Source organism: Bacillus sp. AFS041924 (assembly GCF_002577195.1).
In the GTDB taxonomy this organism is placed as follows: Bacteria; Bacillota; Bacilli; order Bacillales; family Bacillaceae_G; genus Gottfriedia.
In genome coordinates this window covers 13,325-25,716 of record NZ_NULG01000004.1, presented here as the reverse complement: position 1 = coordinate 25,716, position 12,392 = coordinate 13,325, and the positions used below count along the sequence as shown (strand labels likewise).

Genomic DNA, 12,392 nt, shown 5'->3' with positions numbered 1-12,392 from the left:
TTACGTACACTAATCTAAACATTTGATGTGAAAGATGAGATTTATTGATTTTGATCTAAATGGTTTATATGATAATTTTTTAAAAATATTATCCATTGACCTACAGTCTTCTGATTTATCACTTATATCTTTTTCAGATTTTAAAATATTCAAGATGTTAATCATTAGAAGGCTACATTCAAATTATTTGTTTATTAGAAAAGGAAGCTGTATGAAGTTGATTTCCACTACAGGTTGCTCGCTTTCCATGGGGCGAGACCTGAGCCTCCTCGGCGCGCCTGCGGGGTCTCAGGCTTCCCGCATTTCCCATAGGAGTCGAGCACCCTTTCGTTCCAACCAACCTCTTCTAGAATAAAAGTGTATGATAAAATACTTTTTTAGTACCCTATACTTAGAGAAAAAAAATTGAAAAATATTATTACAAGGTCTTTTTTCACGAAAATGCAAAAAGGCTCACTTATAAAAGTGAACCTTTTTTATTATTTAAATAACTCAAGCTTTGTGAAAATACTTCGTCACGCATGATAAAGCTAAAACGTCGATCTTTTTTTATGTTTGGAGGAAATTCATCTAATAATACAGGGCCATTTGTTTCAAAATAATGTTTTTGTGTTAACAGTTCTCCTATTTCGGCAAAATATATATTTTTAATAATGATTTTGTCCTTACCTGTAACACGGTATTGCCCTAAGTAATTAATTTTAGATACAATTCCACCTGTTTCTTCTAAAACCTCACGTTTTGCTGCTTCTTCAGGTGACTCGCCTTCCTCGACTTTCCCACCTGGGAATTCGTATCCTCTTCTTTGATGGTCTGTTAGTAACCATTGGCCATTGTATTTACTAATAACCCAAACATGCTTCGGATTTAGAGAAAATGGAAGCTTCTCAAACGATAATTCAACTGTATTATGGTAAAAATCTTTAAATATGTACATTTTAACCTTCCTACATTCATACTTGTTTATCCATTGTACTATGTCTATTAAAATGTTTCATCATTATTGAAATAATATTCCTAAACTTTATGAAAATATTTGATTGCCTTGCAAAATGGACAGTATACTATATCATAGTAGTATAACGATTTAGGAGGATTTTAGTATGACTGGAGTATTTATCGTTAGTGGAATTATTATCGTTGTTATTTTCGGTGCATTTGTACTTACTGTGAATAAAGGCTACGGCGTACAGCATAAAGTTGATAAGCTAGAAGACGTAAAAATGAAAAACAACCATGACAAAAAATAATTCTCAGCAGACGAAGGGTTTGTATATGAATAAAATATTAATTGGAATCATTCGATTTTATCAAAAATGGATTTCACCTGCAACGCCACCAACATGTAGATTTTATCCGACTTGCTCTCACTATGGATTAGAGGCACTTCAAACTCATGGTGCGCTTAAGGGTTCGTATTTAACGACTAAAAGAATTCTTAAGTGTCATCCGTTTCATCCAGGTGGATTTGATCCAGTACCTGAGAAAATAATTAAGGGAACAAAAAAAGATACGGTCAAAGAAACTTGAAACGAATAACAAGTTTAATTTGATCGTATTTTTTTCTTTTTCAAGTAAATCGATAAATCTTTTTAGAAAGGCTTCGGACCCTCTCTTCATCCACTTCTACCCCTAAACCAGGTCCTTCTGGAACTTTAACTTTTCCATTTAATAATGCTACCTCTGGATAAATAATATCGTGCTCCCAATGTCTAGATGAGGCCGATATATCTCCAGGAATTGTAAATCCTGGAAGAGAGGCTAATGCAACGTTTTGAATTCTAGAAATTCCTGTTTCAATCATACCTCCAACCCAAATTGGAATATTCTTATCAACACAATAACGATGAATTTCGATTGAATTCGTTAATCCTCCGACTCTACCAGGTTTTACAGTAATGATTTTACAAGCTTCTAATTCGAGGGCAATTTGTACATCCTCTATTGAACAAATACTTTCATCCAAACAAACGGGTGTAGAAATTTCCTTTTGAAGAATGGCATGTTCAATAAATTGACGTTCTCCAAAAGGCTGTTCAATCATTAGTAGATCAAATTTATCTAATTTTTTTAGTTTTTGAATATCTTCAATCGAATAATCTGAATTCGCATCAATCATTAGAGGGATTGTCGGATAGCTATTTCGTATAGTTGAAACAATTTCGTAATCATTTTCCCTTGAAACTTTTATTTTAAACCGTTCATATCCCTCTGCTAAATAGTCACCAATTTGTTTTAACATTTTTCCTGGCTCGTCTATACTAATAACGACCCCAACTGGTATCTCAGCTTTATTGCCCCCTAAGGCTTGCGCTAATGTAATTGAATGTTGTTTACTATACAAATCCCAATATGCACCTTCAAGCCCTGCTTTAGCCATTTGATTCCCTTTAAATTGATTGAACTGCGATGCTATTTCACTAGGATGATTAAATTGCTTATTTAATAATTTTGGGATTAAGAAATCTTGTAAAACATGAAGAGCTGAATGAATCGTTTCTTCCGTATACCACGGTTCAGAAAAAGCAACAACCTCTCCATAACCACTTAATCCATCTACTTCTAAAATTTTAACAATAATACTTTCACGTTTTTCATAAGTACCATAGCTTGTTTTAAAAGGTATCTTTAAAGGTTGTTCAATTAAAAACAATTCAATTTGCTGAATTAACATGTTTATATCCCCTTATAAAAACTTTAATAACTCTCTCCTTACTAGCTTGTTTGTTGCATTTCTTGGTAAGTTTTCTACATAAATTATTTCTTTTGGAATTTTATATCCCGCTATTTTATCTCGGCAATACTCGATTAGTTCTTCTTGTGATGGAGGATTAGGTGATTTACTAATAACAAACCCAACAGGTACCTTCCCCCAAGTTGGATCTTCTTTTCCGGTTACTCCTGCTTCAATAATGTCTGGGTGCGATAATAATACTGATTCGATCTCGGCAGGATAGATATTCTCTCCCCCTGAAATAATTAAATCACTTCGACGGTCAACTACAAATAAAAAACCATCCTCATCTACATAGCCTAAGTCTCCAGTAAATAAATAATCAGATGAATCTGAGAACTGAGGTAGTTTATAATATCCTTTACTCACATTTGGTCCTTGAACTACAATTTCTCCCACTTCTCCAGGTAAACAAGTTCGTCCATCTTCTTTTATTTCAAGTGTACAACCGAATAAAGCTTTACCAGCAGAACCAAGTTTTGAAAGCATGTATTCAGGAGAAAGAGTAGCAATCTGTGAACATGTTTCAGTCATTCCATATGTTTGATATACTGGCACATTTAAAGAATTTGCCTTTTGTAACAGAGGAAGTGGTGCCGGACCTCCACCAAGTAAAGCTGCCCTTACGCTTTGTAAATCATTTGTTCCTTCAACAAGTGTTAAGAGGTCATTTAATACTTTTGTAACGACAGATAGAATGGTTACATTATGCTTAAGGACACAGTCTTTAATTGTATGTGCATCAGCTTTATTTGTTAATACGATTTTCATTCCATAAATTGCACTTTTATAAACAGTTGATAAACCACCTACATGGAACATTGGTAAACAAACTAGCCATACATCCTGCTGCTCTAATCCTAAATTTAAGACTGAAGCAACTGCACTGCTCCAATGATTTCGATAAGTTTGTAAAACTGCTTTTGGGAAACCTGTTGTACCGGATGTATACATCATTGTAGCAATTTTATCCTCATCAAAAGTATACTGGATCGGAAAATCCTTCGATTCAACCTGTTCCATCTCATTTATATTTAACAATTTAATATTTTCAGGTATTCTCATCGTATCGGAGTTCGCTACGATTAAATACTCAGAATCACTATTTTCTAATTGGTATCCGATTTCATCATCACTCAATCTTATATTCAGTAAAATTAATGTAGCCCCAATATAATGAAGAGCGTGTACAACTACTATAAACTCAACGGAATTATTCATTAAAACAGACACATGGGTCCCGTCTTTTATACCTAATTGGTGAAATGTATATGCTAGTTTTATAACCCGGTTATGTAATTCCTTAAACGTAATTTCCTCTACGTCAGTTGCAATAGCTACTCGATCAGGAGTTAATCTGACTCTTTCAAGTAAAAAATTCGGAATTTGGTTCATTAAAACACTTCCTTACGTAATGAAAATTAATTCAAAAAAGCTTGATGATTGCTCATCAAGCTTTCAGACTGCCCGCCAAACGCTCGCTTTCTTCGTTACTTCGTCTGTCTACGGTACTCATTACCGGTTAGGGTAACTCCGCTCCTCATCAGGCTTCGTGCCTCGAAAGACAAACGTTTTCAATCAGTCTGAAAATCAAATTTTTAGGACTTTACCTATAAACTGAAAAGCTTGATGATTGCTCATCAAGCTTTTATCTTCTTTCGAATCAAGGAAAACGTGGGAATTTATCGAAATCTGGTGTACGTTTTTCTTTAAATGCATCGCGGCCTTCTTTTGCTTCCTCTGTTGTATAGTAAAGAAGTGTTGCATCTCCAGCTAGCTGTTGAAGACCAGCTAAACCGTCAGTGTCTGCATTCATTGCTGCTTTTAAGAAGCGAAGTGCAGTTGGACTCTTTTCAAGCATTTCCTCAGCCCATTTAACTGTTTCAGCTTCTAATTCTTCTAAAGGTACTACTTTATTTACTAAGCCCATATCTAATGCTTCTTGTGCATTATATTGACGGCATAAGTACCAAATTTCACGAGCTTTTTTGTGACCTACAATACGAGCTAAATAGCCTGAGCCATAACCAGCATCGAAGCTACCTACTTTAGGACCAGTTTGTCCAAATTTAGCGTTTTCAGCAGCGATTGTTAAGTCACATACTACGTTTAATACATTTCCTCCACCGATTGCATAACCGGCTACCATTGCAATTACTGGCTTCGGAATAACGCGAATTAAACGTTGTAAATCTAGAACATTTAAGCGAGGAATGCGGTCTTGTCCAACATAACCTCCGTGTCCACGAACACTTTGGTCTCCACCTGAACAGAATGCTTTTCCACCTTCACCTGTTAAAATAATAACACCAATTTTTTCGTCGTCTCTTGCATAAGCAAAAGCATCAATCATTTCTGAAACTGTTAATGGTGTAAATGCGTTATGTACGTGTGGACGATTGATTGAAATTTTAGCGATTCCATTATATGTAGAATATAAAATTTCTTCATACTTTCTTTCTTGTACCCATTCAATTGTCATGAAATTTCCTCCTTTTCTCGTTTCAATAAAAACCCACTTACTATTGTAGCAAATTTTTCCGATTGTTCCACATGAATTGCATGGCCGGCATCTGGAATTTTGATAATTTCGCTATTTTTTAACTTCTCGTTCATTTTCCCCATTATTAGGCAAAACTTTTCATCATATTCGCCACAAACTAATAAAGTAGGGTTTTTTATTTGATTCAAATGATCCCACAGTGAAGGCTGAATACCTGTCCCCATCCCTTTTAGGCTATTACTCAGCCCAATCGGCGACTGATTTAATCTTCCTTGCTTGATCTTTACTTGTGACTCTGAAGGTAGTTTCTTTTGCGTAGAAAACAACGGAATATTTTCCCAATAATTAACAAATGCTTCAATACCTTCATTTAAGATTTTCGATGATAAATGATTGTCTTGTTCAATTCGAGCATATCTTTCCTGTTCAGATTGAAGACCAGCAGTGCAGCTCTCTAAAATAAGTGACCTAATTTTTGCTGGATATGCTAAAGCGAAATAGAGGGCTAGCCTACCACCCATTGAATAGCCTAATAGATGTACAGAATCAATTTGTCTCTTAATTAAAAAATCGTATAAATCTTTAGCAGCTAGCTCCATTTTATACCGCTCTTCATGAATAGGACTATCTGTCTTGCCATGTCCTAATAAATCAATTGCGATTACATGAAAATTTTGTTCTAGCTTATTTATTAAATTTTCCCATGTTTTTGTTGAACCTGTGAATCCATGCAATAATAGTATTGTTTGTCCTCGACCAGATTCAGTGTATGAATATGTGACCTCATTTATTTTAATTTCCATAATCAAGAACACCTAACTTCATTTCTCGTATTCGGATTTTACAATGCTCCAAACCTTTTGATGAAGATCATAATTTTGTTTACGATTTGTCTGAATTTCAATCACATGTAATCCATCGTTCTTTTTAGATAACACATCTTCCAATTCGAACCAATTATGAACTTTTGTATGAGCTCCACCGAAAAGTGCTGTAGCATGTTCGAATTCCAATCCTAACGGAGTTCCGAATAACGCTTCGAAATGCTTCTCTTCTTTTGATTGAGGTAAAAATGAAAAGATTCCGCCACCATCGTTATTAACAAGAATAACCCTTAAAGGTAAATGGTGGAGTTTAGAAAGTACTAAACTATTTAAATCATGGTAGAAAGATAAATCTCCAATTAATAATGTTACACTCTCTCCTGCAGCTGCCATTCCTAAAGCAGTCGCTATTGTTCCATCTATCCCGTTTACCCCTCGATTACATGCAATCTTTAACTTTTTTGATTGGTTATGTAAAAACGTATCTACATCACGAATAGGCATACTGTTAGAAACAAATAACGTACTTTCTTCAGTTAAATTTTTTGCTAAAACTTGAACAATTTTTCCTTCAAAAAATTCTTCAAACTGTTCAGCTTGTTGAAGCCCATATTTTGTTTTTTCATTAATAGTTTTCCATTTATTCAACCAATCTAATTCTAGACTAGTTTTTTCCTGGAAAGCATCAATGATTGCATGACAAAATTCAATATCATCACAAGAAATCATTTGCGTTGCTTTTAATGTGGGATCCCTCCATAAGTCTCCTTCATCAATTACAATTAGCTCGCAATCTTTTTGCTTTTGTATATATTGATTAAACGTTTTAGATACTGGCATTGCCCCAAATCGAACGATAATTTCAGATTCAAGGGAATCAACAATTTCATCAAATCGAAGAAATGTATCATATGTATCAATTACATTTGAATCATCATTATTGATTGTTCTACCATTCGAAAGAGGATCACAAAGAACTGGATAGTCTAATAAACTACCTAAAGCAATGATACTTTTTAAAGCTTCGTCCGAAACATATGGTCCACAAACTAATAAGCCTTTTCTTTTTAATTGAAAAAGCTCGATGATTTCATTTCTTGTTTCCTTTGAAATTGTCGCAAGAGTTTCAGTAAGTATTGTATGAGCAGAATTTTTACGTTTCCCTGCGGAAAATAAATCTTCAATCGCAAAATTTGGAACTAAGGGTTCTCGTAATGGCACATTCATATGTACGGGTCCCATTGGAGCAGTTACACAAGAACGGTAAAGACGATTAATACTTGAACGGGCATATTGATACATTGCTTCCGAAGCCTCTGGTAAGGCTAGCTCAATGAAATTTTTTACAAACGAACCATATAAGCCAATTTGATTCATAGCTTGCGGTGCACCAATATCTCGAAGCTCATGAGGTCGATCGGCTGTTAAAACGATTAAAGGAATTCTAGATTCCCTTGCTTCGGATATAGCAGGTAAATAGTTAGAAGCTGCCGTTCCAGAAGTACAGATTAATACTGTAGGCTGTCTCGTACTTTTAGCGATACCTAAAGCAAAAAATGCTGCGCCTCTTTCATCAACTGCAATATAAGACTTTAATTTTGGATGCTCTTTTACTAGCATCGATATTGGAGTAGAACGTGAGCCAGGACTTATAACAACGTTTTGAATATTTAATGCACTTATTTCATCTACAAGAGCACCAATATATTTTGTTAGTGCTTCATTATCTTTCATTTCGTAAACCTCCTAATGCATTTAGCATTGGCAGAAACTTTACACCAGTTTCAAAAAATTCTTCCTCTGGTTTTGAATCTTGTACAACACCACAACCGGCATATAATTTTGCTTTGTTTCCATTAACTAGTGCACTACGTATTCCTACAGCAAAATCGCCATTCCCATTTAAATCAATCCATCCAATCGGTGCACCGTACCATCCTCGATCTACAGGTTCAAGTTCACGAATTAACGTACATGCCTCTTCCTTAGGAAATCCTCCAAGTGCAGGAGTAGGATGTAATGCCTGAATTAATTCAAATAAAGACACATGATTATATAATTTACCTTCAACAGGCGTAAATAAATGCAATAGGCTTTTTGTCGCCATTATTCTTGGAGTCGAAGGGATAGACAATTCGTTACAATATGTTTTTAGCGTTTCTCGTATATAGTTTACAACAAAAGCATGTTCACCATTATTTTTTTTACTATTTAATAGCCAATCGGCGGCTTCTGTGTTTTCTTCCTTAGTTTTTCCTTTTGCTGCAGAGCCTGCAAGACACATCGAAGAAACTGTATTATTTTTCTTAGAAATTAATCTTTCTGGAGTAGCACTAATAAATACAGTGTCTTTTAATTGATAGGATATAACATAGTTAACATTTCTTGTCGCTTCGAGTTCATAAATTACTTTTGTTGAATTTACATCTGAAGAAAATGTAGCATTTAGCGTTCGATTTAAAACAACCTTTTCTAATTCTTCGCTTTTCATTTGTTGAATTGCTTCTTTTACACTTTGAATCCATTCATTCGGTTCAAATTCGTCTTTGTTAATGCATTCTGATTGTGTAAAACTTGGTTGTTTCATTCCAAATTTTTCTAAAAAGTCATCATATTCTTTATATTGAAGCAATAAATCCTCTACTGAAGTTTGTTCATTAATTTCATAATTAGAGGTTATGAATGTCCCTTCACTTGTAACCGTCACCATTAATTTAGGTACATAGAAATGAGAGGTACCAAAATTCTTCCAATCTTGATCATTTTTATAATTATCAAAAAAAGAGAAACCCCCAAGAGCTATAGGTCCTGTACCAAAGCAATTTTCTTGCTCGATATACACTTGCTCTCCAAAGCGTTTCCATTCTTTTTCTATTGCAGAATACTGTTCTTCTGTACTATGATGAAAAGGAACTAAAGTACCAATTCCTGTGAGAATTAACGAGTTTTCTTGGTTTGACCAATAAAAGCGTTCAGTAAAACCCAATTCATGATAAAAATGGTAAACACTTAGGGGATGGATATTCATTATTTTTTCCACTTTACAAATAAAGTGTTTTGAACAAGCTTTTGCCTTCTGAAGAGAGTGCTCAAAGAATGCAATCGATTCCAGTTGACCTGTTCTAAGCATAATAGTTCCCCCTAGCTTAAATATACGTTAAATACATGATATAACTAAAGATACAACGATGAATGTAGACTGTCAATTTTATGAAGTTCGTCCATACTTTTTTAAAGTAAAATGACCTACATTTTCAAATAATATTAAAAAGGAGGATGGTAAAATGCAACCAACCGTTCAATCTCCAACTTCCTCAACAGGTTTTAGAACATGGTGGAATTTATTAAGACCACATACATTAACTGCAGCGTTCATTCCTGTTGCAATTGGAACAATGTTAGCACATATAGATCACTCATTTCATTTACTTTTATTTCTTTCAATGCTTATTGCAAGTTTACTGATCCAAGCTGCTGCAAATATGATTAATGAATATTATGACTATAAAAGAGGACTAGATCATGAAGGTTCAGTCGGAATCGGAGGAGCAATCGTAAGAGATGGCATTAAACCTTCAACCGTCTTAAATCTTGCTTTTACATTTTTCGGTATTGCACTTCTATTAGGCATATACATTTGTATTCAAAGTAGTTGGTGGATAGCAGTTATTGGACTTATTTGTATGGCAGCAGCTTATTTTTATACTGGAGGACCACTTCCGATCGCTTATACTCCATTTGGTGAGTTAGTAGCGGGCTTTTTTATGGGAGTTGTCATTATTGGAATTACTTATTATATACAAGCTGGAAATTTACCAACAAATGTAATCTTACTTTCAATCCCTACTTCAATTACAATTGGAGCTATTTTAACAGCAAACAATATACGAGACCTAGATAATGACAAGGAAAATGGACGTAAAACACTTGTTATTTTATTAGGTAAAAAGAACTCAATTATCTTTATTGGTTCATTATTTGCAGTTGCATATGCTTTAGTTATTTTATTTGTTATCATGAATTTAATTACACCATTTTCACTTATTTCTTTAGCAAGTATCCCAGTTGCAATTAAAGCAACTAAAGGATTTATTGGTAAAACTCAACCTATAGAAATGATGCCAGCCATGGCAGCGACAGCTAAAACAAATACTATAATGGGATTCCTTCTTGTTATAGGCTTAATAATTGGAAATATTTTTTCCTAATTAAGACAATTCAATTCCTCAAAAAACTTAATTCATGTTTTCCCCCTTTTTGAACAAAATATGGTTAGTCATATTCATTTATTGAAAAGGGGGAGCATGATGCTTTCACAATCACAAATCCAAACATTTAAAAACGAATTACTAAAACAAAAAGAACATATAGAAGAAAGATTAAATGATCCAGCCTTTACACCCTATTCACTAAGAGATTCAGTTGATGAGCTTTCACTTGCAGACAACCACCCAGGCGATTTAGGTACTGAATTATATGAACGAGAAAAGGATATTTCTCTTCATGAGCATTTAAGAAACGAACTAACTGATGTAAACATTGCGTTACAAAAAATTGAAAATGGAACATATGGTATATGTGAAGTGAGTGGCGAAGAAATACCATTTGAACGATTACAAGCTCTTCCTACAGCAAAAGCAATGATCGAGCATACTCACGATCAACATATTTCAAGTTCTTCTATAAGATACGATCGTCCTGTTGAGGAAGAAGTTCTAAATCCACCATTTAGTAGAGATCCAAAAGACCGATCAATGATGTATGACCCTGAAGACGCTTTACAGGATGTCGAAAGGTATGGAAATTCTCAAACACCTTCTGACTTTGAATTTAATAATATTGAGGAGTATGAAAACACTTATACTGAGAGCTATGAAAATGTAGGATATGTTGAAGAATTTGAGAACTTTATTGGCACTGATATTTACGGTAAGGAACGAACAGTCTACCCTTCTAAAAAGCATGAACAGTATGAACAAGATCTTGATGACTATGAAGAACAAGCTTTAAATGGGGAACTATCTGAAATTGATGTAAAGGACATTGAGAAGTACTAATGAATTAAACTTTCAATAAAAAACGATTACTTCATTGTGATCGTTTTTTTTATATTTTTAAATTTAAAACATATACTTAATTACGACGACTTATTTAAGGAGGTTTTATGAACATCAAGTTAGTTGTATTATTTTTCTCCTTATACTGCTTATTTTTTGTAGCTTCTGTTTTATTTCCCGTCGATTATGATTGGTATAGCAATCTACATAAACCTAGCTATACTCCTTCAGGAAAAACAATCGGAATCATTTGGGCATTCTTGTATTCTTTCATTTCTATAAGTGTATGCATAATCATTTCTTTAGAAGAATCCTTTAAAAAGGCAAAATGGTTTTATATTATTTTGATTATTAATTACTTATTGAACCAATCGTTTAGTTATTTTCAATTCAAACAAAAAGATTTACTCTTGGCTACAATAGACTGTGGCTTTGTCGCTATAACAGCAATTCTTTTAGCACTCATCGCTTATAAACCCTCGAAAACAGCTTTCATTTTACTCATTCCATATTCAATTTGGTCAGTGTTCGCAACTTACTTAAACTATACTATATACGTACTAAATAGCTAGATTTCTAGATTAAAATAAAAAGGCATCCTATAAAAGGATGCCTTGAACATAACAAAAATTATTTTTTGTTTACGTTAGCAGCTTGTGGTCCGCGGTTTCCTTCGATAATTTCGAATTCAACTTCTTGACCTTCTTCTAAAGTTTTGAAACCTTCGCCTTGAATTGCAGAGAAGTGTACGAATACGTCGTTTCCACCTTCAGTTTGGATGAATCCAAAACCTTTTTCGCTGTTAAACCATTTAACTTTACCGAATTCCATCGATAATACCTCCTAGAAATACATATATACACTATTAATGCGTGCATAAAAGAGGGGTAAAGAAAAAGAACGTCATTGTCCAATCAGTTTTAGATTGCTACAACATTGAAAGTGGTCAAAACTTCTTTTCAAGACAAAGAAAAATGAGCGTTACTAAACATTTTGTAGTGCAAATGGATCGTTAATTTCTTACCTTCAAGTAAATATGCAGTTAATAGTAACTTAAATATATCATATCTCAAAAAGAGCGTCAATGACACGAAGGCTTAATTGAGGGAATTTTTTTAATATTTATCTTTTATACATTTAGACCTAGTTACCCCCCCATAAAAACGGTATATTTTCTCATTAATTTGCCAAAATAATTGAAGATTGTGTAATAATTTATCAAATTTTTTTTAATTAAAAAACTAGATTTTAGTATTACAATATTTGTATAGTTA

At 33.8% G+C, this 12,392-nt stretch carries 13 protein-coding genes; 5 read left to right on the top strand and 8 right to left on the bottom strand.

Annotated features, from left to right (window positions below; genetic code table 11):
- Positions 1 to 457 precede the first annotated feature (457 nt).
- Positions 458 to 937, bottom strand: coding sequence for an RNA deprotection pyrophosphohydrolase (ytkD, locus tag COC46_RS00955; RefSeq protein WP_098807905.1), 480 nt, complete (start codon positions 935 to 937; stop codon positions 458 to 460).
- Between the two features lie 166 nt (positions 938 to 1,103).
- Here ytkD and ytzI point away from each other — a divergent pair, with 166 nt between their 5' ends.
- Together ytzI and yidD are read left to right on the top strand one after the other, a co-directional pair.
- Positions 1,104 to 1,250: a YtzI protein gene (gene ytzI / locus COC46_RS00950; protein WP_098807904.1), complete on the top strand. Its 147-nt coding sequence runs from the start codon at positions 1,104 to 1,106 to the stop codon at positions 1,248 to 1,250.
- A 25-nt stretch (positions 1,251 to 1,275) separates the two neighbouring features.
- The gene (gene yidD / locus COC46_RS00945) at positions 1,276 to 1,530 is read left to right on the top strand and encodes a membrane protein insertion efficiency factor YidD (protein WP_218012438.1); all 255 of its coding nucleotides are present in this window, start codon (positions 1,276 to 1,278) and stop codon (positions 1,528 to 1,530) included.
- A gap of 40 nt (positions 1,531 to 1,570) precedes the next feature.
- Here the strand turns inward: yidD and menC are convergent, their stop codons facing one another.
- The 6 genes from menC to COC46_RS00915 form a co-directional block, all read right to left on the bottom strand.
- Complete coding sequence (gene menC / locus COC46_RS00940; protein WP_098807902.1) at positions 1,571 to 2,674, bottom strand: o-succinylbenzoate synthase; 1,104 nt, start codon at positions 2,672 to 2,674, stop codon at positions 1,571 to 1,573.
- Positions 2,675 to 2,686: 12 nt separating this feature from the next.
- The gene (locus tag COC46_RS00935) at positions 2,687 to 4,129 is read right to left on the bottom strand and encodes an o-succinylbenzoate--CoA ligase (protein WP_098807901.1); all 1,443 of its coding nucleotides are present in this window, start codon (positions 4,127 to 4,129) and stop codon (positions 2,687 to 2,689) included.
- Positions 4,130 to 4,397: 268 nt separating this feature from the next.
- On the bottom strand, positions 4,398 to 5,216 hold the full coding sequence (menB, locus tag COC46_RS00930) for a 1,4-dihydroxy-2-naphthoyl-CoA synthase (RefSeq protein WP_056473277.1): 819 nt from the start codon (positions 5,214 to 5,216) through the stop codon (positions 4,398 to 4,400).
- Positions 5,213 to 6,040: a 2-succinyl-6-hydroxy-2,4-cyclohexadiene-1-carboxylate synthase gene (menH, locus tag COC46_RS00925; RefSeq protein ID WP_176545011.1), complete on the bottom strand. Its 828-nt coding sequence runs from the start codon at positions 6,038 to 6,040 to the stop codon at positions 5,213 to 5,215. Before menH ends, menB begins: the two co-directional genes overlap by 4 nt.
- Positions 6,041 to 6,058: 18 nt before the next feature.
- A complete protein-coding gene (gene menD / locus COC46_RS00920; protein WP_098807900.1) occupies positions 6,059 to 7,795 on the bottom strand; it encodes a 2-succinyl-5-enolpyruvyl-6-hydroxy-3-cyclohexene-1-carboxylic-acid synthase in 1,737 nt (578 codons plus the stop codon).
- Positions 7,785 to 9,191 (bottom strand): isochorismate synthase, encoded by a 1,407-nt coding sequence (locus COC46_RS00915; RefSeq protein ID WP_098807899.1) that lies wholly within the window; start codon positions 9,189 to 9,191, stop codon positions 7,785 to 7,787. The genes menD and COC46_RS00915 overlap by 11 nt, the downstream gene beginning before the upstream one ends.
- A 154-nt stretch (positions 9,192 to 9,345) precedes the next feature.
- On the opposite strand from COC46_RS00915, the gene COC46_RS00910 reads away from it, so the two are divergent.
- From COC46_RS00910 to COC46_RS00900, 3 genes are all read left to right on the top strand, one after another.
- The gene (locus COC46_RS00910) at positions 9,346 to 10,269 is read left to right on the top strand and encodes a 1,4-dihydroxy-2-naphthoate polyprenyltransferase (protein WP_098807898.1); all 924 of its coding nucleotides are present in this window, start codon (positions 9,346 to 9,348) and stop codon (positions 10,267 to 10,269) included.
- Positions 10,270 to 10,368: 99 nt separating this feature from the next.
- A complete protein-coding gene (locus COC46_RS00905; protein WP_098807897.1) occupies positions 10,369 to 11,118 on the top strand; it encodes a TraR/DksA C4-type zinc finger protein in 750 nt (249 codons plus the stop codon).
- A gap of 107 nt (positions 11,119 to 11,225) precedes the next feature.
- Positions 11,226 to 11,690 carry a TspO/MBR family protein gene (locus tag COC46_RS00900; RefSeq protein WP_098807896.1) on the top strand — a complete coding sequence of 155 codons (465 nt, stop codon included), beginning with the start codon at positions 11,226 to 11,228 and terminating at the stop codon, positions 11,688 to 11,690.
- Between the two features lie 58 nt (positions 11,691 to 11,748).
- Here COC46_RS00900 and COC46_RS00895 read toward each other — a convergent pair whose 3' ends face one another.
- Positions 11,749 to 11,949 (bottom strand): cold-shock protein, encoded by a 201-nt coding sequence (locus COC46_RS00895; protein WP_088013613.1) that lies wholly within the window; start codon positions 11,947 to 11,949, stop codon positions 11,749 to 11,751.
- Between the last annotated feature and the right edge of the window lie 443 nt (positions 11,950 to 12,392).